Below are 20,099 nucleotides of genomic sequence, written 5' to 3'. Positions count from 1 at the left end.
GGTCAGTCAGAGGGAGATCGCTGAGCGGGAATTCCGCTGGTCACGAAGTGCGAACGGAATTGTCCCGGACTCAGACCCGTCTCCCGGTGGAAGAAACGTCCGAAGTTGGTCGGCTCCCCGAATCCGAGGCTGCGGCCCACCTCCGCCACCGACAGCGGGGTCGCGGCGAGCAGCCGCCGCGCCTGCAGCGCGACACGGTCGTCGACGACCTGCTTGGCGGTGCGACCGGTCAGCGCGAGGCTCGCCCGGGTCAGGGTCCGCACCGAACAGCCGAGCTCGGCGGCATAGTCCTCCACCCGGCGGGAGTCCGGATAGCCCTCCTCCAGCCGACGACGGAAGCGCTCGAAGGTGCGGGCCTCGACGTGCCCGGGCGGCACACTGCCCGAGTCCAGCAGCCGGACCCGCAGCAGCAGCGCGGCCAGCTGGTGGCGCATCAGCGCGGCAGCGGCACTGCTCGGCGTGCCGCCGGCGTCCCGGACCAGGTTGTCGACCATGGCGCCGAAGCCGGCCGGGTCGGGCAGGCTCACCGGCGCGCGGGCCGGACCGTCCGGATCGTCGGGCACGAGACCGTCGAGCTCCTCCGGCCGGAACAGATCGGACCGGAAGACGATCGACACGACTCCCTCGGGTCCGCTCTCGAAGCGGACCGCCTGACCGGGACGGACCCAGATCAAGGTGCCCGGGCCGCACTGATGTCGGGCGAAGTCGACCTCGGCGACCAGCGTCCCGGCAGTGGTGGACACGAGCGCGTGGCAGCCCAGAAGGCCGGTGGGCGCACCGGCGGTCACCGGCAGGTCGCACGTGCCGATGCCCGCCCAGTCTGGCGGGAGACACGCGAACGCCGGGTCAACGGAATGAGTGAGTGCTGGCATCGACGCTGACGGTAACCGTCGACGACCGTCAACGCATGCCTGCCTGAACTCAATGCGTTAATTGTCCGTTTTCCTGCTCGGTATTCGCTATACGTCCGATTCCGATTTCTTTTCGGAGATCGATTACTTTTCCGGATAAAGGGCGACCCGTACGGACCGGCAGTGTCCGCGCGAGTCGCCCTTTGATCGCTGTCGCTGTCACCGGGGTGGTCGCCCCCGGTTTATCGCCCCGCGAGCAGACGATTGACCGCAGCATCCACGTCCAGGTGATCGGACTCCCGGCCCCGCGGCACCACCACATAGGTGCGCCGAAGGAACCGGACCAGGACACTGCGCGGCACCTCGAACAGCGCGTTGCCGTCGGGTGACGACAGAGCCAGCGCGACGAAATCGCCCCGCGGCGTGGCCCACGGCCACACCCGGACATCGCCGATACCTGCCGGCTCATCAAGCCCGGTCACAAGAAGTTCCCGCGCAAAGGACCAGCTCACGGCTTCCCCACCGGCTGATTCTGCGTGGAACAACACATGGACCGCATACGGGTCGGCTGGGTCGTAGCGCAGACTGGCCCGCACAGGCAGAGCCGTCGCGTCTGGCGCTACGAGCCGCAGCGAGGTTTCGACCTCGACGGTCGTTGGACGAATGGTACTCATGGACGAACTCCCCCCGGCACCGCTGCGAGGCTGGTGAACCCCGCGTTTCCCATACTCAGGTGATCCCTGTCGTTACGCTCCGCCATACGCTGATCTCACCCAGTAGTGGGAAGACGGTTTCGAAAACGCCTCCGCACAGGACGTAAAGCGATATCTTGTCCTGTTCTGCCCATGTACTCGATTCCGCCCGGCGTCGGGTGGCCCAGCAGTTGACTTACTCCGGTAACGTCCAGTCCTCCCGGGTAGTGACGGGACCGCGGAACACTGGGGGATGAAATGGTTCTTAAAGCCGGACGACAAGGCATCTGACGTGCGTGTGCTCGACCGTATCCGGACCACCCCGACCGGACGCCTGGCCCTGAAGATCGGCGTCGGTGCCCTCGGCGGCCTGGTCACCCTGGTCGGGATCGTCCTGATCCCACTGCCCGGGCCCGGGTGGGCCATCGTGATCCTCGGCCTGGCCATCCTCGCCGTGGAGTTTCACTGGGCACGGGGAGTCCTCGCCTTCACCCGCCGGCACGTGACCAGCTGGACCCAGTGGATAGCCCGCCAGTCCCTGCCGGTCCGCGGTCTCGTCGGACTGCTCGGCATGGTCTTCATCAGCGCCGTCGTGTGGGCGAGCGTCCGGGTCAGCTTCGGCGTCGACCTGGTCCAGGTCGCCCTGGACTTCCTGGAGACGCGCCAGTGACCCCTGGTTCGCCTAGGCGGCGGGACATCTAGTAGAGTTCCATCTCGTTGAGGGCGATTAGCTCAGCGGGAGAGCGCTCCGTTCACACCGGAGAGGTCACTGGTTCGATCCCAGTATCGCCCACAAGTACGTTGAGCTGCGAAAAGGTCCACCGCAATGATCCAATGCGGTGGACCTTTTGTCACGGTTCTGGGAGCAGGCGGGGTTGACCACTCCTAGGTCAGATTTGTTCTGCTCCCTGCTTGACCACTACCAGGTCGCCAAGGAGCTCACCCGACGCTGGCATCCATCGAGCGTGGCGCATCGGTGGGAGTGCCAGGCCACTTGTGCAGTCGACGCCGGAGCGCTGTCCGAGTGGGGCATCGCTGGGGCGGAACCTCAGAGGTCATCTCGAAACGGCCCTAGCCCTGGAGACGAGGCCGGTGCCAGTCGTCGATGACGGTGACCAGATGCTCTCCCACCCGGATGGCATCGTCGCGGATTCGGTCGACGAGCTCCGGAGTGATCGCCTCATCCTCGAGCCGCTCAACATCGCGGAACAGCGCCGCCGTCTCGAACAAGGCCGCGGACCCGTTGACGGCACCGCGCCGGGTCCAGCGGCGGTACTTCGTCACGACGTTGAACACCGAGCTGACGAACAACGCCGGCCGTTCGATGAGATCAGGCAGGTCCTGCACGAACGCCAGGATCGACGAGTCACCGGTCAGGATCTCGTCATCGGCGTCCACCGGGCCGAAAGCCCGTAGCCGGGCAACGACATCGCCCGGGTCCACGGCATCGCCGGCACAGATCGCCCACGCGACGGAGAGACCCTCGCTCGTGACCACCGGAACCGGCCGGCGAAGCTCGTTCTGCGACACCGACCTGATCAGTAGTCGTTCCATGCGTTGCACACACGCCACCGACATGATCCGTTGCGCATCCGGGCTCAACTGATCCGCGCGGTCCCGGGCCGAACGCCAGAGTTCCAGGTCGAGGTTCGTCACGGCCAGACGATACCCGGGGTGAAAATCGCCGCCCGCGACTTGCGTTTCGGTTTCACCGGCGCCACGATCTGAGCTCCCGGTTCGCTGGCGACGAGTTCCTTGCAGTTCTCCTTGTCCTCACCACAGAACGGGTTGGACGCGTAGATCACGATCGGACTGACCGGAACCGCAGCGGCGTCGGTCTTCGCCTCAGTGATGACCAGCGGCTCCGCATGGACTGCGTCATTCGGGTTGTCGACTGGCAGCAGACCCGCGCCAATAGCCACGGCCCGCTGTTCGTCCTCCAGATCGATACGACCGCCGACGTAGGAGAACACTCTCCCGGTTTTCACATTGCAGACGGCCAGTACTGCGACCGTCTGGTTGATCGTCCTGAACTCCTGCCGGGAGTACCCGTCCATCACCTTCTCCGCCGACTCCTCGGCCTTGGCGAGTTCGGCCTGCCGGTTGACGCTGTCGCACTTGCTGCCACCGCTCTGCGACGGCACTACCGTAGGTGCTGCCGACGGCCTGCCGGAGGTTTTCGCCGACACAGCCACTGACGGCTGCCCGGTTGCTTTCTGGTCAGCGAGGATCTCGGCGAGCTCGTCGAGCAGGTCGCCTTGGATCTGCTTGATCTTCGCCGTTGTGACAGCTTTCGCGACCGCCCGGACCTGCGCGGTATACACGTGCGCGCCCCGCATTGTGCTCGCCCGGACCCAGAAAGCCGACCAGGCCGCTGACACGTTCGTACACCGCAGCGTGCCAGCCCCGTTGACCGGAACCGTCCCTGACGATGTGCACCCGCCGACAGGGGCACCGTCACCGGTCATCGTCGCGGTCACGTCGACGCTGACCTGCTTCGGGGCCTCCATGTTCGTGCTGGAGAAACTCGTCGTCAGCGCCTGCGTGACCGTGCACGACGCCGGTCCGCACCCGGTGAACGCCGCAGTGCCCTTGACGTCGAACTGGTAGCTGGTATCGACCGCATCGGTGAGCTTCCCGACCTGCGCCACCAGATCTCGGTACGTCCTCTCGACCTGCGCGTCCGAGAGTTTCGGAAAGTCCATCTCCTGCAACGACGCCCCGGCGACCGGGGCCTTCACCGGCACGGTCGGTGCCCGAAGCGCCTGCCCGTAGATCCCGCCGAGATCCGGCAGCGTCGGCAACGCGGGAAGGCTCGTCAACGGCCGTCCGGACGGCATCGTCGGGAACGTCGGCAGCGCCGGGATCGGCGGAACAGACGGCCCGACACCGGCCGGCGCGTATTTCACCACCCGATGCGGTGCCTCCGTGCTGACGAACAGATCCCCGGAAGGAGCCGTCGCCTTCCACACCTGCTCCGTCCCGACCATCGTCGTCTCCTCGACATCGGGAAAGACGGCGGTCGACTCAACCTGGGCACTCAGAGCAGCACCGAGTTCTTGCGGCGTCACCAGTGACCGAGCACCGGCCGACGTCAATCCGGCCGACGTACCACCGGTGACCCACTGCCCGGCCACGCCATCCAGGCCCCCGCCGAGCGCGGTGGCAGGCCCACCAGACAGCTGCTCCGGCATCTTGATGTACGTGCGCCCGTCGACACGCATCACGCCGACGTCCAGGCCGGCGACGGTCAGAGTGCCAGTCAGGGCCCCACCACGCAGCACCGTCATGTCGCTGACCGACCCAGCCAACTGCGGAGACTGCACCCGCACCGCCGGCGCCGCAGCGACCGCGGCAACCGCCTGCCGGAACTGCTCACGCGTCGAAGACCCCGCGTCGTTGCCAGTGACCTTCCAGACAGCCATCCCCGCGACGACCAGAACCGCCAGCACCGCGGCAACTCCGGTCAAGATCGCTTTGCGTGATCGGCTGACCGCCGTCACCTGCTCAGACATACGCCCCCCACGTGATAAGCCAAGCACCATAGAGACGCTGGCCAGGATCTGGCTAGTTCGGCTGGGCGTGCGTGGATCACGTCACTGCCCGCGCGTTGGCAGATCGGCCGACTCGCATCGGCAATGACCATCGCCGCCAGCTCACGGGCCTTCGGCAAGAGCTCCGCGTTGCGCGACAGCGGCCAGGCGAAAATCGTACGTTGGTGACATCGCACCACGGGGAGGGCTGGGACGCCGGTCTCCAGGTCGAGGCACAGCCTCTTCTCCTGGCAATCCCACAGAGACTCAGTTTCAGCGGCGCCGGACGATTCGGTGCGCGACGGTGGGAGGTGCACACCGCGAGGCTGTCGGGGCGCGCGTGCCACATCGCGGCAGGCGTCCTCCGGCCCACAGGGCCGCAATCAACGAACCGGAAGAACTGCCACACTCATGACCGACGCCGAAGCCTCAGCCGACAACGTCACCCGACTCGGAAAGTTCGTCACGGAGCAGAACAGCATCCAGCCTGGCAGGTTCCGCCTCTTCCACGAATACACCGATGACATCCGCCAACGTGATGCCGGGTCCTCGGACGGGCCAGATGGAGAGAACGGAAACAAGGCGCCTTCGGACGCCGGCCCGTCGGAAGATGCCGCATGAGCTGACGCCCGCTTGGGCGAGAAGCAACCTCCTCCTCGCGGGACATGATGTTTTCCCTGTTCAGAAGCCGCCTTCAATGAGGGTGGGGAGCACCGCCACGATGAAATCGGGCTGTCCGGGGTGGGCGGTGCACCACTGCTCCCAAAACCGGTGACCGGGCGGGGAGCAGGCGGGGTTGAAACCAGCAGCGTCTAACAGCGCCGCACGGCATTCAGCAACGTTGGACGACAGCGACTGAGCAGGACCGATCTGTATTCATGCTGGTCAGCGGCTTGATCGGGCTACGTTCACACAGGAGCGCTCCATCCGAACAGCGCTCAACAGCGCCGAAGAGCACGTCTACGCAGCTCAACAGCGTCGTGCCGAGTGATCGATCTCCTACGTCTGCTCCCGTGTAGCACTCCCCCGCGCCCGGAGCGTTCTGTCGAGCGTTCAGGCGCCGGCTGACCTCTCCCCTACGGCCGGAGTGGTCAGGGGGTTGTGGGAGTGGTCAGGATGCCGGCCGGAGGCCCTTGTGTCCCTCGGGCCTCGCCAGGCGTCCAGGGAGTGATGCCGGCAAGATTCTCTTGGCGGGATGCTGGCGGTGCTTGGTTTGTGCCTGCCGGGCAACGACACTCGCTCGCAGTAAGGTTCCCGTGTGGCGCGCCGAAGAGGGCTCGCGGTCGTTACCGACATCTATCCGTACGATCGTGGCGCGGGCTTGGCATTCACCGTCAGGCGGACCTAGGGGAAGCGGAACCATGGGCAACGTTGTACTGGACATTCCGGCGGACCTCGCTGCGCGGATCTCGAGCGGTGAACTGATCAGGACCGGCGGTGTGGTCCGTAACGCGGTTACAGGGTCGATTGTGTCCCACCTGAAGGATGCTGACCTGTCGGTGAAGCAGGTGTGGGCTGCTGCCAAGTCGGTCGGTTCCCGCACGAGCACCGGCAAGGTAGTCGTTGGCGCGGTGGGGGCGGCGGCGGTGACGGTCGCTGGTGTCGCGCTATACAAATGGGCGACGAAGGATAAGGCGCAGCCGACGGTGCAGGAGACATCCGTGGTGGAGGATAACCCGGTGTCGGTACAGCGGTTCACTGCCACGTTGAACGGCTACTTGGATGCGGCGCGTGACGGCCGTCTGGGGGCGTCAAACGTCGAGCTTCTGCTCGCTGACCTGGATGCGGTCAAAGCGGAGTCCGACAGCGGAATGATCACCGTCGCGTTCGCTGCGAATCGGTGGGAGGAACTCGTAGGGCTGCTTGCTGCGTACACGCGGCAGCTTGCCGAGGCTAACGGGGTCGATCCTGGTGGACTTGCAGAGTTGCGGCGGCGTCCTGGCGGTGACGTCGTCCTTGAGCTGCGTGCGCTGCTTGAGGTGCAGCAGCGGATCTTCAAGGACGCTGCCTGACGCAACAGGGACGTACCAGTCCGACATCGTCGTCGCCGGACACGGCGACACGAGACCGCCTTGGTTGGTCTTCCGGCGCTTCATCAATAACCTCTTCGCCAGCGGCGACGTCGTCGAGGATCCGGACTTACCGAGAGCTCACCAGTCGGCGTACTCGGAGAGCGGAGACTGCAACCGGGACTGTCTCCATGATGGTCATCGCCCAGAGTGCCGAAATCGCGGAGAAAGTCGTCCATCGCTGACGGCCGGACGAGCGCTCTACTTGCGGCCATGAGAGAACGTCGGGCAATGCCGCGGATCACCACAGTCCTCATCTACATCCGACCCTCACTGAGCCAGTGAAAAGTCATGGAACGTCCGCCAGAGTCCACTTCCTGCAACCGAAGCCATGCATCAGGCTTGACGCTCTCAAGACTTAGCTGATGATCTTGTTACTCTTAAGTTGATCTATGCTCTGACGGTGTCCATGCCGCGCCGCGTTCTGTTCCCCACCATGCTCGCTCTCACCACTGCGCTCCTTGTCGGCTGCACCGCCACACCCCAGGCCGCCCCCGAGGTGATCGATCTGGCGAGCACGCTCTCCTTCGACTTCCTCCTCGAGCAGGACGACGGCATGGACCAGATCCTCAAAATCACCAACAGCGGACAACAGGCCGTCGCCCCGGTTCTGCGATTCACCGCCCTGGACAAAGCCGGTGAGCCGATCCCGGGCGTCGTCGCCTACAGCGTCTTCGGCACCGAACGCGGCCGCCTCGTGGTCCCGGCCGGCGACACCTACGAGCTGATGCGCTTCTCCGGCAAGCGCGAAGCCGAGGTCGCCGACGTCGCCGTGCGCATCGAGAAGGCTCCGCAGGCGGACTTCCCCGCCGTGCGGGCCGGCGTCGCCGCGACTCCGCTCGACGAGGCCGGCAAGAAGGCGGACCTGGACGCGGAGACCGCCCGGGTGCGGCTCACCAACGACAACGAGGCACCGGTCACCGTCCGCGTCCTCTACGCCGTATGGGAAATGCCCGAGAACCGACCCGAGGGGGTACAGGAACGGCAGCAGGTGTGGTCGGCATTCCCGATCGGTGACCTGATCACGGTGCCGGCGAAGGGCGACACCGCGGTGCCGATGACGGAAGGCTGGAACAAGTCGGAATACGCCAAGGCCCCGACCTCGCTCCTCGTGTTCTACTCCCGCTGACGCCGCATCTCGACATCCGGATGCATCAGCGCAGTAAATGATCATCACTTGCCAGAGGCACTCACATCGGCATGACAGTAAGAGTGGCGCTTTGGCGTTGTCGGATCGTTCGCTTGCGTGACCTCGGGGGTACTGACCCTTGGGAGCACGGCGCCGGCCCGACCACGTCGCTGGGCTCGACAGGAGTGACGGCGGCGTGGGGGAGCAACGTGCCCCTCGTCGGTTGCAATGTTTTCCCAGTTCAGAGGCCATCCACAGCAAGGGTGGGGAGCACCGCCACGATGAAATCGGGCTGTTCGGGATGGGTGGTGCGGCGCTGCTCCCAAAACCGGCGATCGGACGGGGAGCAGGCGGGGTTGAAACCAGCAGCGCCGAACAGCGCCGAACAGCGTTCAGCGGCGTCGGACGACGGCGACTGAGCAGGGCAGATCTACGTTTGCGCTGGTCAGTGGCTTGATCGGGCTACGTTCACACCGGAGAGGTCACTGGTTCGATCCCAGTATCGCCCACAAGTACGTTGAGCTGCGAAAAGGTCCACCGCGATGATCCAATGCGGTGGACCTTTCGTCATGGTTCTGGGAGCACGTCGGGTTGACCGCTCCTGAGTTTGATTTGTTCGCTCCCCGACTGACCACCACTACGTCGCAAATGCGGTCACCGCTCGGGTTCGAATTCGGCGGTACCCTCCCAGCGCTTTTGCAAGCCATCGAAGAGGCGCTGTTCGCCGATGGGGGCGACGTGGATGTAGAGCCCCGGTAGCCGATGGCCCAGCCGCTTCGCCTGAGCGGCCTCCGGCACGCTGTCCTCGATCATCCAGGTCTTGTGGGCGTACCACAGATCTGGAAGGCCGGCTTCCACCGAAGGAAATCTTCGATCAGTGCCGCGAAAGCAGGGCCAATGTGGAGTACGGCTCTCGGGGCCGTGGTTTGTGGCCGTCGTGTGACCGGTCGTGGCGTAGAACATCCCCCATGGCATCGGATTCGACGAAGCTACGTACGGCGCTGGTCCTCTCCACGCTCGCTCTGACGGTTGCCGGGGCGCTGGAGGGCTGCGCGAAGAAGGACGACACCGGCGGTGTGGTCTCCATCGACCCGAACTCCGCGGTCAGTGACGCGAAGCCGGGCGGCGGCGACTCGAAGGGCGGCGACGTGGCGGCGTTCGGGAAGTGCATGCGCGACGCCGGCTTCTCGTGGTGGCCCGACCCGGACGGCTCCGGCCGCATCAACGCCTCGCCGCCCGCGGGCACCCAGGTCGACGAGGAGAAGCTTTCTACAGCCCAGCAGGACTGCTCGTCGAGGTACATGAACCCGGCACAGGCGCCGGCCATGTCCGCGGAGGACATCGAGACGCTCAAGGGTTATTCCCAGTGCATGCGGGAAAACGGTCTCCCGGAGTTCCCGGACCCGGACGCCAACGGCGATATCGACCTCAGTGGCGCGCACATCCAGGACAACACGCCGGAATGGAAGAAGGCGTCGGACGCCTGCGCGAAGTTCATGCTGCAGCCGAAGGAGCGCCAGGACGGAAGCACTCCCTGATGGGTGCGAAGCGGGTAGCCGGCGTGGTCGCGGTGGGTGCGGTGGCCGCGGCGATCACGGTGTTCAGCCTTCCCCGGGACGGCGACGATTCCGGTTCGTCCGGCGCCACCGCGCCGACGACCGCCACGGCCACCGAGGAGACCCTCGTCGACCGGCAGAGTGTCGACGGGACACTGGCGTACGGCGATCCCACATCGATCACGACGCGGGGCAGTGGAACGGTGACGCAGTTGCCCGCCGAGGGCACCACGATCGGCCGGGGAAAGGCGCTCTACCGCTTGGACGACAGACCGGTCACGCTGCTGTACGGGCGGTTGCCCGCGTACCGGGAACTGAAGGCCGGTGTCAAGGGTTCCGACGTGAAGCAGTTCGAGTCGAACCTGTGGGCGCTGGGCTACCGCGGATTCACCGTGGACAGCACGTACAGCTCCGCGACGGCCGACGTGGTCGAGGACTGGCAGGACGATCTCGGGGTGACCGAGACCGGTGTGGTGACGACGTCCCAGATCATGTACGCGCCGGGCGAGGCGCGGGTCAACTCGCTGACGGTACAGGTCGGTGCTCTGGTGGGCTCCGGCAGCGAGGTGCTGAAGGTGACCGGCACGACGGCTCTGGCCACGGTCCCGCTGGGCTCCGGCACGGCCCGGCTGGCCGAGAACGGCGCGGCGGTGCAGGTCCGGCTACCGGACGGCGAGACGGTGCCCGGAAAGATCGCCAAGATCGCCACCGTGGTGACCGAGAATGACAACGGTGGGGCCAACGCAACCACCTACAACGTGACCATCCGGTTCGACGCGAAGGCAAAGGTGCGGAGTCAGGGCGCGGCCGTGGTCAGCGTCGCGTTCACCGTCGGGCAACGGCCGAACGTCCTGACCGTCCCGGTCACAGCGCTGGTCGTGCTCGCCGAGGGCGGATTCGGGCTGCAGGTCTACGAGAACGGCACGACCACGCCGATGGCGGTGGAGACCGGGCTGTTCGCGGACGGCAAGGTGGAGGTCAAAGGCACCGGGCTCCAGGCCGGCATGCAGGTCGTGGTGCCGTCGTGACCGCCCCGGAGATCGACGCGGTGCCCGCCGGTGAGGTGACCGCCGACTACCCGGTCATCGAGCTGACCGGAGTGACCAAGGCCTATCAAGGCGGAGTGCACGCTCTGCGGTCGGTGGACCTGACGGTCGAGTACGGCGAGATGCTGGCGATCGTCGGGCCCTCCGGCTCGGGCAAGTCCACGATGCTGAACTTGATCGGCACCCTGGACCGGCCCACCGAGGGCACCGTGCGCATCGACGGATACGACGTCGCCGCGCTGTCGGACCGCCAGCTGTCGGCGCTGCGGTCCCGGCGGATCGGCTTCGTCTTCCAGCAGTTCCACCTGGCGCCGGGCCGCGACGCGCTCGGCAACGTGGCCGACGGCCTGCTCTACACCGGGCTGAGCCGCCGCGAACGCGAGCAGCGGGCCGAGGCGGCGCTGGACCGGGTCGGTCTCCGGGACCGGGTGACGCACCGCCCGCACCAGCTCTCCGGCGGTCAGAAGCAGCGGGTCGCGATCGCCCGGGCGGTCGCCGGGCAGCCGCCGCTGCTGCTGGCCGACGAGCCCACCGGCAACCTCGACTCGGCCTCCGGCGTCGGCGTGATGGAGGTGCTGCACGACCTGCACACGGCCGGAACGACGGTGCTGGTTATCACCCATGACCGGGAGATCGCCGACAGTCTCCCCCGCCAGGTGCCGATGCTCGACGGGCAGGTGGTCTGAGATGCCGGCCGTGACTGTCACCTCCCCCGGCCGGTACCCGTCCCCGACCAGCCTGAAGCCGGCCCGGCTGCGGGTCTCGGACCTGGCCCGGCTCGGTGGGTACGGGCTCCGCTCGCGGCCGTTGCGCGCCGTGCTGTCGGCGCTGGGCATCGCGATCGGGATCGCGTCGATGGTCGCGGTGGTCGGAATCTCCGCGTCCAGCCACGCCGACCTCGACCGGCAGCTCCGTACGCTCGGCACGAACCTGCTCACGGTGAAGCCGGGCAAGACGTTCGGCGGCAAAGACGCCCAGCTGCCGGCCCCATCGCTCGCCATGATCAAACAGATCAGCCCGGTGCTGTCGGCCACCGCGATCGGCGTGATCTCAGACGTGCACGTCTACCGCAACGAGCGGATCCCGTCCGTGGAGACCGCCGGCATGAGCGTGTCCGCGGCCCGGCTCGACCTACTCAGCACGGTGAGCGCCGAGCTGGACCGCGGCACCTGGCTCAACGCCGCGACCGAGCGCTATCCCACGGTGGTGCTGGGCGCCCGGACCGCCAAACAGCTGGGCTACCCGCCCACGGTCTACATCGGCGGCCGGTCGTGGGTGGTGTCCGGCGTGCTCAAGAAGGCGCCGCTGGCACAGGAGCTCGACCTGTCCGCGTTGATCGGCTGGCCGGCGGCCACCACCTACCTCGGCTTCGACGGCCATCCCACCGTGGTCTACACCCGGGCTGCGGAGTCACAGGTCGAGGCGGTGCAGGCCGTGCTCGCGGCCACCGCCAATCCGGAGAAGCCGAACGAGGCCACCGTGTCCCGGCCCTCGGATCTGCTGACCCTGCAGCGCGCGGCGAACAAGACGTTCACCGCGCTGCTGGTCGGGCTCGGTGCGGTGGCGCTGCTGGTGGGCGGCATCGGGGTCGCGAACACCATGGTGATCTCGGTGCTGGAACGCCGTTCGGAGATCGGCCTGCGCCGGTCGCTCGGCGCCACGAAGGGTCAGATCCGCACCCAGTTCGTCAGCGAAGCGCTGCTGCTGTCCATGCTCGGTGGCGCCGTCGGCTCGCTGCTGGGATACCTGGTGACCGGAACGTACGCCATGATTCAGCAGTGGCCGGCGGTCGTACCCTGGTGGGCCCTGCTGGGTGGTGTCGGCGCGACCGTGGGGATCGGCGCGATCGCCGGCCTCTACCCGGCGATCCGCGCCGCGCGGCTCGCTCCCACCGAAGCCCTCGCCTCCAGCTGACCTCGATGCCGCCGGCGCCGGTCCGGGATCGTCTCCTCGGCCACCCCGGACCGCGCGGTCAGAAGGGAGCCTGCAGCGCCGGCTGGTCGGCCGGGAAGAGGACCCGGACCACCAGCCCGCCGCCGTCCCGGGCCGCCACGGTGACCTCTGCCGAGTGCGCCGTGACGATCGTCTTGACGATGGACAGCCCGAGGCCGTGGTGGCCGTCGTCTTCGGTGTGGCTCAGGCGCTGGAACGGCTGGAGCAGCTGGCCCACCATGTCCGGCGGAACCGGTGCACCGGTGTTGGCCACCGACAGGAAGCCCTGGCCGTTCTCCGTACCGGTGGCGACCCGCACCCATCCGTCCGGAACGTTGTAACTCACCGCGTTCTCGACCAGGTTCGCGACCAACCGCCTGATCAGCATGGGATCGCCGGCGACCGGCGCCGGCTCGATCGCCGGCACCATGTCCAGCCCACGGGTCTCGACGGACCGCATCACCGTGCGGGCCACCTCGGACAGGTCGACGCGTTCGGTCCGGCCCAGGCCGCGTTCGCTGGTGGCCAGCACCAGCAGCGAGTCGAGCAGCCGGAACTGCTGCCCGCTGACGATCATCAATTCCCCGAAGTGCGCCCGATACGAGTCGACCGTCGGGTCCGGGTCGGAGACCGCCTCCTGCAACAGGGCGTACTCCAGCGTCAGCGGCGTGCGCAGTTCGTGCGCGGCGTTGGCGACGAACCGTTTGTGCGACTCGAGGGCCGCCTCCAACCGGCTCAGCAGCCCGTTCACCGTGCCGGCGAGGCTCTGCAGCTCGTCCCGCGGCCCGTCGAGCGCCAGCCGCTCGTGCACGTTGCTCGCGGAGATGTGCTGGATGCTGTTCGTCATCGTCTTCAGCGGCCGCAGCACCCGCCCGGCCACCAGCCAGCCGAGCACCGTCGAGACCACCGCCATGATGGCCAGCGCCAGGCCGGACTGCAGGAGCAGCTGACGCTTGATCTCGGCCTGCTGCTCGGCCGCACGCTTCTCCAGCGACGCCAGCAGGCGTCGCTCACCGGCGGACGGGGCGGCGCCCACCTCGACAGGCACCGGCTCGCCGGCCGGCTGATCGCCGCCCACCACACCGATCATCACGCTGGTGTCGGAGGACAACGGCTTGGACATCGCGGCGATCGGTGGGCTGTTCGTGACCAGAACATAGAAGATGGCCAGCAGGGCCGCACCGGCGATCAGGAACAACACGCTGTACAGCAGGGTGAGCCGCAGCCGAACCGTCAGTCCCATGAAGGTCTGCCTTCCTCGATCAGATCCGATAGCCGGCCCGTGGGACGGTCTCGATCACGGACGGCTCACCGAGTTTCGACCGCAGCCGGTTCATGGTCGCCTTCACCGTGGTGGTGAACGGGTCGATGGCCTCGTCCCATACCCGTTCCAGCAGCTCCTCTGCGGAAACCACCCGGCCGCCGGAGGTGAGCAGGTATTCCAGGACGGCCAGTTCCTTGGGGTTGAGCGGCAACCGGACCCCGCCGCGGGTGGCGACGCGCCGTGCCGGGTCGAGCGTCAGGTCGCCGTGTTCCAGGACCGGCGGCACGGCGACCTGGGTCCGCCGGCCGAGCGCCCGAATCCGCGCCACCAGCTCCGGATACTCGAACGGTTTCGTCAGATAGTCGTCGGCGCCGATGGTGAGGCCCTCGACCCGGTCGTCCAGGCCGGCCGACGCGGTCAGCATCAGGACCTTGGTGCGCACCTGCGCCCGCATCAGCCGGCGGCACACGTCGTCGCCGTGCAGCCCCGGCAGATCGCGGTCGAGCACCACCACGTCGTATTCGACCGCGGCGGCCCGGTCGAGCGCAGTCGCGCCGTTGTGCTCGACGTCGACCGACATGCCCTCGCGCCGCAGCATCCGAGCCACCGAGCCGGCGAGCCTCACCTGATCCTCGACCACCAGGACCTTCATCCGCGCCCTGCCCCCGATTCGACCGGTGCCGCCACCATACGGACCGGACCCACCAGCGTACGGAAAGGACGGTCACACGGTCGTCACAGCGCGCGACGCGAGCCGTATGGACCCGGTTGCCATGATCGGCCGCAGCCAGGACCGCCTGCAGCAGTACGCAGGCGAACTGGCCGGAGACCAGCCGGTGCGCGCCTACGCCGCGGACATCGCCGACCGCGACGCGCTGCGCACCGCGATCACCACCGCCATCAAGGAACTGGGCCGACCCGAGGTGCTGGCCTACAACGCGGCACTGATCCGCCCGGACACCCCCACCGACGGTGACGACGAGGGCTGGATCAACTCCTTTGCCGTCAACGTCCTCGGCGCCAAGATAGCCGCCGAGACGGTGCTGCCGGAGCTGCGTGGAAGGGGAAGCCTGCTGTTCACCGGAGGCGGACTCGCCGACACCCCGTCCCGGCAGTACGCCTCCCTGTCCGTCGGCAAAGCCAGTCTGCGCTCCTATGTCCAGGCCCTCGCCGCGGAGCTGGCCGACACCGGTGTTCGCGCGACGGTCGTCACCATCAACGGCGGAATCGACGCTGGTGAGGAACGATTCGCGTCGTCCGCTCTCGCGAACGACTACCTTGAGCTGCATCGGCAGGACGCCAAGGAGTGGCAGCCCGAACTGCGCCGCGACTGAGCGATCACACCGCGGGCGAACAGGGCTCGACCGACATGATGGCGGCGAGGGGAGCGGTCTGCTCCTCGTCGGCCATCATGTTTGCCCCGCTCAGACGCCGCCCTAAACGATGGCGTGGAGCACCGTCACGATGAAATCGGGTCGTTCGGGGTGGGTGGTGCGGGGCTACTCCCAAAACCGGTGATCGGACGGGGCGCAGCCGGGGTTGAAATCAGCGACTCGGTGGATCCCTGCGCATCGAATCCGCACCCCACCGCGGCACCACGATCACCATCCATATTCCCGCCACCGCCGAAACCCCAAGCCGCCTCCCACGCCCACCCACCGGTCAGTAAACGGCGGAACCGAATCCATCCAACTGCTGCTCAGCGACGTCGTCATGCCTGGCATGCCCGGCCCCGAACTCGCAGACCGGATCACCACCGACCATCCCTCGGTCAACGTCCTGTTCGCGTCGGGACACGCCGACGGACTCATCAACGACCGCGGTCTTACACCGGCAGGTGCCACGTTGCTGACCAAGTCGTTCACGACGAGCAGACTCCTTGCCGCGGTCCGAGCGCTCGAGGCCCATCGACCGGCCTGACCGCGAGTCCCCCTTCAACAGCAGGCCCTCTGCTTCGGAGGTCAGGCGGCAGTGAGTTTGTGATCGTCATCATCGTCTGGAGCATCAGGCACCGTGTGGCTTCGGTCAGCCGGGAGCACGCGCCGGTTTGGACGCGGTCGGACAGCTGGTGGGAGATGTGCCCCAAGTCTGCAGTCGCCCGGACACGACGGCAGCGGTGCGCCATCCGAGCGCATATCCGGCGCCTGCAGCGCGGGATACCCGCATGGCGAGAGCGGCGTAGGACTTTCGGCCCTTCACCGATGGCATTTCGGTGCGAAAGCTGTAAAAGCCACTATCTGGGCAAGCGCCGTTGCCTGACGGGTACCGCATCGGTTCGCGTACAACCTCACTTCCTCCAACAGACCGAGAGGGGCCACAAAATGATCAATTCACTGTCCCGGACCGCGAATGAGTGGCGTACGACCAGGGCCGTCCGAACGGCACCCCAGGACGTCGTTCCGGCGAACATCGTCGAGACCGGCGCTCGTCACATCCTCGACTGCGTACAGGCGAACATCTTCGTGGCAGACCTCGCCTTGAACATCGTCTACGCGAACCCCAGGGCGATGCAGACGTTGCGCCTGATCGGACCCGAGATCGAACGGGTTTTCGGGGTTCGCGTCTCCGACGTCCTCAACGGCAGCATCCATCGCTTCCACAAGGACCCCGCCCGGATCGACCGTATCCTCAGAGACCCCGCCTTCCAGCCTCGCGACGCCGCTTTCACGTTCGGTTCCATCACTCTCGACACCCACATCAACCAGGCCAAGGACGAGCGCGGCGCGGTCATCGGCTATGTGGTGGCCTGGGAGGACGTCAGCGCTCGGACCGCCGCTGAAAATCGTTCTCGGGTGGTGACGAACCGGCTCGGTGACACCCTGGCCATGACCGGAGAGGCCAGCGGATCTCTGCATTCGGTGGCGAGCGCCATGGAACAGCTGTCCGCAACGGCCGCCGAGATCGCCCGCAGCGAAAGCCAGGCATCCGAGGTGGTGGTCGACGCCGTGGCTGCGATCGAGTCCGCGACGAGCACGATGGACCGGCTGACCGAGGCATCGGGCCGGATCGACGAAGTGGTCAGCACCATCTCCCAGATCGCCCGGCAGACAAACCTTCTCGCTTTGAACGCCACGATCGAAGCCGCCCGCGCGGGCGCAGCCGGTAAGGGATTCGCCGTCGTCGCCGGCGAAGTGAAGGATCTGTCCAGCGCTACCCAGGCGGCAACACAACGCATCGGCGAGCTCATCACCAGCGTGCAGACGTTGAGCAACCTCGCCGGCGGCGAGATCTCGAAGATCGCTGGAATCGTGGACGCCGTCCGGGCCAACCAGAGCTCGGTTGCGGCCGCCGTGGAGGAACAGACGGCCACCAACCACGAGATCACCCGGAGCCTGACCGCGGCTGCCGGCAAGGTGCACGCCGTCACCGATGACCTCACGACATTCCTGAATACCGCCGCCGAGCAGAAATGATCCGAGAACCAATCACGGCGAGCGGGCGTTCGCACACTGGCAAACGACGAATCGGCACCGAGCAAGTCAGGCCGATCAGGTGTCTCGTGAGGCGATCGCCGGGTTCGTCGAGCGGAACCCGTCGGTGGTCCTCGCGGGACGTCGCCCGTCACGGCGGCCGCGTGCAGTACCGGGCGGTGACCGTTGACGACGCGGCCGCTGCGGACCGGCGACGGCCGAAGGTGTACGTGGTCGACCGCTCGCCACGGCTGCGGATGGTGGTCAAGGAGCAGTTGGAGGCCGGCTGGTCGTCGGCCTCGATCGCAGGCCGGTTGCCGCACGAATACCGCGACGGCGGTGGTGGGCTGGATCCGACTGTTCCAGGCCGATGCGGGACGCGGCCGACGTGACCGGAACCGCCAGGAACAGGACGAGGCTGATCCAGACATCCGCGTTGCTGCTGATCACATCGCCCAGCCCGTACCAGTGGAGACCGCTCCAGAGCACGGCGTAGCCGGCGGCCAGCGCGCCGAGCCTCCACCATCGTTGCCGGCCTGTCACGGCCATCGCCCGGCCGAGCAGCACGGCGGCGGCCGGGAGCAGCCAGACCAGGTGGTGCACCCAGGTGACCGGGCTGATCAGGCAGGCGAGGACTCCGGTCATCGCCATACCGGTCCGGACGGTCTGTGATCTGACCCGCACCCACCAGTACGCAACGACCACGGCGACCGCGATCAGCCACCAGATCGCCGAGCCGTCGAGCCGGGCGACGACACCGCTCAGCGACTGGTTGCCCGTGCTGGCCAGGTCACCAACCCGCTCGGTCTGCCAGAGCGCCGAGGTCCAGTATTCGAGCGAGGGACCGGGAAGCAGAATCGCGGCCACCGCAGCGGCACCGACAGCCGTGGCGGTAGCGGTGACGGCGGCCCGGAACCGGCGGGAGATCAGCAGATAACCGATGAAGACCACCGGAGTTACTTTGATCGCCACGGCCAGGCCTATGCCGATCCCCGCCCAGCGAGAGCCTTTCTCGAGCGCTCGCAGGTCCGCGCAGACGAGGACGACCAGCACGAGGTTGATCTGCCCGAGGCTGAGGGTGGCGAGACCGGGCTCGGCGAAGGCAACCGCACAGGCCCCGACGGCGGTCGACAACCACACAGGCCACCGCCGCAGGGCCGGCGCCACGAACCAGCGGGCGAGCAGAACCAAGGCGGCGATGTTCACCGTGACGCTGACGCCGATGGCGACCGGCCACGACATGACCGACAGGGGACTGAGCAGGATCGCGGCGAACGGAGGATAGGTGAAGCCGAGTGGCGGGCCGTCGTAGCGGTAGTCGTAGATGTCGCCGCCGTCCAACAGCCAGAAGCGCACCGCGCCGCGATAGACCCCGAGGTCGATGAAGATGAAGTCCGGTACCAGCTTCGCGAAACTCCACGCGAGGGCCAGTCCGACGATGATCGCCGTTGCGACGGCGACACCGCGAAGAACCCGCGAGGCCGTGCGACCGTCCTGCGATCGCCGGGCCATCCGGGGACGCGCCGATTGCCGTACGGAATCGAGTGGCCGACGGACAACGGCGTGAAGCAGTCGAAACACAGGATCACCGCACCTAGGTAGAGGACCCGAAGGCATTGCCAACCGTCTATATGGGCGCCCACGGTAACAGGATCGCGACCGCCTGACCGGCCGCTGTGGACAGTTGGCCATGATGACGCGGAGCGGGTGTGCTGGTGAGCGACTCCTCGCGATCCTGTCCAACCGATCGCGTGTCCGGTGTGCTCACCAGTGGATGCCTGACGCCCCGGGTGCCCATGATCGCTGCGGTCGGCTCGAAGGGCCGGGCGGCTCAGCCTCACGTCGCAGTCGCGGCTGGGCGCCGACGCTGAGCATCTCCACACCGGAGAGCATCACCGAGAAGTCCCGCCGGGCACAGACGTTCCCGTACGGGTTCGAGCCGTTCTCGTCGTTCAGCGATGGGCGTTGCGCAATGCGCGGAAGAGCTGCCCCAGGCGCTGACGATGGTGCAGAGCTATCTCGGCGGGGGCTTCGCCGGCAATGAGGCGGCGTGCGTTATCGGTCAGCACGGTGGTGTAGCCGGATACGAAGAAGGCAGCGAGCAGGGTGCTGTCGCCGTCGAAGCCCGGATCGCGTTCGAGCTCGTCGGTCAGCAGGTGCTGCAGGTCAGCGGCCAGTTCTCGGGCTCGTGCGATGAGGGGCGTGGAGCCGGCCACGGTGCGGAAGAACGGGGTGGATTCGGCGGCGATGCCCGACAGTCCGTGGTGGTCCCCGGCCAGCCGCAGCATCAAGGCCTCCAGCGAGTCCAGCACATCGGTTCCCGCGGGACGGTCGCGGACCGCCGAGCGCAGCATCTGCGTGGCGTCCTCGGCCCGGTCGAGCAGGAGGTCTTCCTTGCGCGGGAAGTGCTTGAACACCGTGACGGTGGAGACTCCTGCCGCGCGTGCGACGTCGGCCACGGTGACGGCGTCGAACCCCTGGTCGAGGAACAGCCGGGTGGCGATCTGCGAAATTCGCGCACGTGTCTGCGGTCCCCCGCGGGCATCGGTGCGTGGCATGTGACCCCTTCCGTAGCTGCCGCCAGCATAGTGGTTGTGTAACTAAACTTAGTGAGTTA

20 protein-coding genes and 1 tRNA gene are annotated in these 20,099 nt (G+C 67.1%); 12 read left to right on the top strand and 9 right to left on the bottom strand.

Annotated elements, in window-relative coordinates; translation table 11 throughout:
- Positions 1 to 2: 2 nt before the first annotated feature.
- Both QSK32_RS30125 and QSK32_RS30120 read right to left on the bottom strand, forming a co-directional pair.
- Positions 3 to 872 carry an AraC family transcriptional regulator gene (locus QSK32_RS30125; RefSeq protein ID WP_045747072.1) on the bottom strand — a complete coding sequence of 290 codons (870 nt, stop codon included), beginning with the start codon at positions 870 to 872 and terminating at the stop codon, positions 3 to 5.
- 221 nt (positions 873 to 1,093) lie between these two features.
- A complete protein-coding gene (locus tag QSK32_RS30120) occupies positions 1,094 to 1,525 on the bottom strand; it encodes an SsgA family sporulation/cell division regulator (RefSeq protein WP_014446635.1) in 432 nt (143 codons plus the stop codon).
- 310 nt (positions 1,526 to 1,835) lie between these two features.
- On the opposite strand from QSK32_RS30120, the gene QSK32_RS30115 reads away from it, so the two are divergent.
- Together QSK32_RS30115 and QSK32_RS30110 are read left to right on the top strand one after the other, a co-directional pair.
- On the top strand, positions 1,836 to 2,213 hold the full coding sequence (locus QSK32_RS30115; RefSeq protein ID WP_245674272.1) for a TIGR02611 family protein: 378 nt from the start codon (positions 1,836 to 1,838) through the stop codon (positions 2,211 to 2,213).
- Between the two features lie 51 nt (positions 2,214 to 2,264).
- A tRNA-Val gene (locus tag QSK32_RS30110) sits at positions 2,265 to 2,336 on the top strand.
- A 278-nt stretch (positions 2,337 to 2,614) separates the two neighbouring features.
- Here the strand turns inward: QSK32_RS30110 and QSK32_RS30105 are convergent.
- Entirely contained in the window at positions 2,615 to 3,199 is a 585-nt protein-coding gene (locus QSK32_RS30105; RefSeq protein WP_045747070.1) for a hypothetical protein, read from the bottom strand.
- Positions 3,196 to 5,058, bottom strand: a complete 1,863-nt coding sequence (locus tag QSK32_RS30100; RefSeq protein WP_157411481.1) for a hypothetical protein — start codon at positions 5,056 to 5,058, stop codon at positions 3,196 to 3,198. Before QSK32_RS30100 ends, QSK32_RS30105 begins: the two co-directional genes overlap by 4 nt.
- A gap of 429 nt (positions 5,059 to 5,487) precedes the next feature.
- Between QSK32_RS30100 and QSK32_RS30095 the strand changes: the two genes are divergently transcribed.
- From QSK32_RS30095 to QSK32_RS30085, 3 genes are all read left to right on the top strand, one after another.
- Positions 5,488 to 5,697 carry a hypothetical protein gene (locus QSK32_RS30095; protein ID WP_157411480.1) on the top strand — a complete coding sequence of 70 codons (210 nt, stop codon included), beginning with the start codon at positions 5,488 to 5,490 and terminating at the stop codon, positions 5,695 to 5,697.
- Positions 5,698 to 6,437: 740 nt separating this feature from the next.
- Positions 6,438 to 7,088, top strand: coding sequence for a hypothetical protein (locus QSK32_RS30090; protein ID WP_052720755.1), 651 nt, complete (start codon positions 6,438 to 6,440; stop codon positions 7,086 to 7,088).
- A 460-nt stretch (positions 7,089 to 7,548) separates the two neighbouring features.
- Positions 7,549 to 8,274 (top strand): hypothetical protein, encoded by a 726-nt coding sequence (locus QSK32_RS30085; RefSeq protein ID WP_157411195.1) that lies wholly within the window; start codon positions 7,549 to 7,551, stop codon positions 8,272 to 8,274.
- A gap of 654 nt (positions 8,275 to 8,928) precedes the next feature.
- Here QSK32_RS30085 and QSK32_RS30080 read toward each other — a convergent pair.
- Positions 8,929 to 9,132 carry a hypothetical protein gene (locus tag QSK32_RS30080; RefSeq protein WP_285473818.1) on the bottom strand — a complete coding sequence of 68 codons (204 nt, stop codon included), beginning with the start codon at positions 9,130 to 9,132 and terminating at the stop codon, positions 8,929 to 8,931.
- A 110-nt stretch (positions 9,133 to 9,242) separates the two neighbouring features.
- On the opposite strand from QSK32_RS30080, the gene QSK32_RS30075 reads away from it, so the two are divergent.
- Genes QSK32_RS30075 through QSK32_RS30060 form a run of 4 tightly spaced genes read left to right on the top strand, consistent with a single transcriptional unit; the run spans position 9,243 to position 12,790 of the window.
- Positions 9,243 to 9,812 (top strand): hypothetical protein, encoded by a 570-nt coding sequence (locus QSK32_RS30075; RefSeq protein WP_052720756.1) that lies wholly within the window; start codon positions 9,243 to 9,245, stop codon positions 9,810 to 9,812.
- Positions 9,812 to 10,858 (top strand): efflux RND transporter periplasmic adaptor subunit, encoded by a 1,047-nt coding sequence (locus QSK32_RS30070; RefSeq protein ID WP_045744221.1) that lies wholly within the window; start codon positions 9,812 to 9,814, stop codon positions 10,856 to 10,858. Before QSK32_RS30075 ends, QSK32_RS30070 begins: the two co-directional genes overlap by 1 nt.
- A 35-nt stretch (positions 10,859 to 10,893) precedes the next feature.
- Positions 10,894 to 11,562 (top strand): ABC transporter ATP-binding protein, encoded by a 669-nt coding sequence (locus QSK32_RS30065; protein ID WP_045744292.1) that lies wholly within the window; start codon positions 10,894 to 10,896, stop codon positions 11,560 to 11,562.
- A 1-nt stretch (position 11,563) separates the two neighbouring features.
- Positions 11,564 to 12,790 carry an ABC transporter permease gene (locus QSK32_RS30060; protein WP_045744222.1) on the top strand — a complete coding sequence of 409 codons (1,227 nt, stop codon included), beginning with the start codon at positions 11,564 to 11,566 and terminating at the stop codon, positions 12,788 to 12,790.
- A 58-nt stretch (positions 12,791 to 12,848) separates the two neighbouring features.
- Here QSK32_RS30060 and QSK32_RS30055 read toward each other — a convergent pair whose 3' ends face one another.
- Both QSK32_RS30055 and QSK32_RS30050 read right to left on the bottom strand, forming a co-directional pair.
- On the bottom strand, positions 12,849 to 14,051 hold the full coding sequence (locus tag QSK32_RS30055) for a sensor histidine kinase (RefSeq protein ID WP_063775539.1): 1,203 nt from the start codon (positions 14,049 to 14,051) through the stop codon (positions 12,849 to 12,851).
- 19 nt (positions 14,052 to 14,070) lie between these two features.
- Positions 14,071 to 14,724: a response regulator transcription factor gene (locus QSK32_RS30050; protein ID WP_045744224.1), complete on the bottom strand. Its 654-nt coding sequence runs from the start codon at positions 14,722 to 14,724 to the stop codon at positions 14,071 to 14,073.
- A gap of 121 nt (positions 14,725 to 14,845) precedes the next feature.
- Here QSK32_RS30050 and QSK32_RS30045 point away from each other — a divergent pair, with 121 nt between their 5' ends.
- From QSK32_RS30045 to QSK32_RS30040, 3 genes are all read left to right on the top strand, one after another.
- Complete coding sequence (locus QSK32_RS30045) at positions 14,846 to 15,406, top strand: SDR family oxidoreductase (RefSeq protein WP_052720757.1); 561 nt, start codon at positions 14,846 to 14,848, stop codon at positions 15,404 to 15,406.
- Between the two features lie 205 nt (positions 15,407 to 15,611).
- Entirely contained in the window at positions 15,612 to 15,992 is a 381-nt protein-coding gene (locus QSK32_RS45575; RefSeq protein WP_353050999.1) for a response regulator, read from the top strand.
- Positions 15,993 to 16,393: 401 nt separating this feature from the next.
- Entirely contained in the window at positions 16,394 to 17,485 is a 1,092-nt protein-coding gene (locus QSK32_RS30040; protein WP_052720758.1) for a methyl-accepting chemotaxis protein, read from the top strand.
- 261 nt (positions 17,486 to 17,746) lie between these two features.
- Here QSK32_RS30040 and QSK32_RS30035 read toward each other — a convergent pair whose 3' ends face one another.
- Positions 17,747 to 18,994 carry a glycosyltransferase 87 family protein gene (locus QSK32_RS30035; RefSeq protein WP_052720759.1) on the bottom strand — a complete coding sequence of 416 codons (1,248 nt, stop codon included), beginning with the start codon at positions 18,992 to 18,994 and terminating at the stop codon, positions 17,747 to 17,749.
- A 440-nt stretch (positions 18,995 to 19,434) separates the two neighbouring features.
- Positions 19,435 to 20,040: a TetR/AcrR family transcriptional regulator gene (locus tag QSK32_RS30030; protein WP_285473817.1), complete on the bottom strand. Its 606-nt coding sequence runs from the start codon at positions 20,038 to 20,040 to the stop codon at positions 19,435 to 19,437.
- Positions 20,041 to 20,099 lie beyond the last annotated feature (59 nt).

This window comes from Actinoplanes sp. NBRC 101535 (assembly GCF_030269225.1).
Classification (GTDB): domain Bacteria; phylum Actinomycetota; class Actinomycetes; order Mycobacteriales; family Micromonosporaceae; genus Actinoplanes; species Actinoplanes rectilineatus.
This window is presented reverse-complemented; position numbering and strand designations above follow the sequence as displayed.

Excerpts from the sequence above, each read along its gene's own strand:
- QSK32_RS30125 (WP_045747072.1), bottom strand. The coding sequence starts at position 872 with ATGCCAGCACTCACTCATTCCGTTGACCCGGCGTTCGCGTGTCTCCCG.
- QSK32_RS30070 (WP_045744221.1), top strand. The coding sequence starts at position 9,812 with ATGGGTGCGAAGCGGGTAGCCGGCGTGGTCGCGGTGGGTGCGGTGGCC.
- QSK32_RS30030 (WP_285473817.1), bottom strand. The coding sequence starts at position 20,040 with ATGCCACGCACCGATGCCCGCGGGGGACCGCAGACACGTGCGCGAATT.
- QSK32_RS30095 (WP_157411480.1), top strand. The coding sequence starts at position 5,488 with ATGACCGACGCCGAAGCCTCAGCCGACAACGTCACCCGACTCGGAAAG.
- QSK32_RS30050 (WP_045744224.1), bottom strand. The coding sequence starts at position 14,724 with ATGAAGGTCCTGGTGGTCGAGGATCAGGTGAGGCTCGCCGGCTCGGTG.
- QSK32_RS30035 (WP_052720759.1), bottom strand. The coding sequence starts at position 18,994 with ATGGCCCGGCGATCGCAGGACGGTCGCACGGCCTCGCGGGTTCTTCGC.
- QSK32_RS30075 (WP_052720756.1), top strand. The coding sequence starts at position 9,243 with ATGGCATCGGATTCGACGAAGCTACGTACGGCGCTGGTCCTCTCCACG.
- QSK32_RS30040 (WP_052720758.1), top strand. The coding sequence starts at position 16,394 with ATGATCAATTCACTGTCCCGGACCGCGAATGAGTGGCGTACGACCAGG.
- QSK32_RS30090 (WP_052720755.1), top strand. The coding sequence starts at position 6,438 with ATGGGCAACGTTGTACTGGACATTCCGGCGGACCTCGCTGCGCGGATC.
- QSK32_RS30100 (WP_157411481.1), bottom strand. The coding sequence starts at position 5,058 with ATGTCTGAGCAGGTGACGGCGGTCAGCCGATCACGCAAAGCGATCTTG.
- QSK32_RS30060 (WP_045744222.1), top strand. The coding sequence starts at position 11,564 with ATGCCGGCCGTGACTGTCACCTCCCCCGGCCGGTACCCGTCCCCGACC.
- QSK32_RS30045 (WP_052720757.1), top strand. The coding sequence starts at position 14,846 with ATGATCGGCCGCAGCCAGGACCGCCTGCAGCAGTACGCAGGCGAACTG.
- QSK32_RS30120 (WP_014446635.1), bottom strand. The coding sequence starts at position 1,525 with ATGAGTACCATTCGTCCAACGACCGTCGAGGTCGAAACCTCGCTGCGG.
- QSK32_RS30055 (WP_063775539.1), bottom strand. The coding sequence starts at position 14,051 with ATGGGACTGACGGTTCGGCTGCGGCTCACCCTGCTGTACAGCGTGTTG.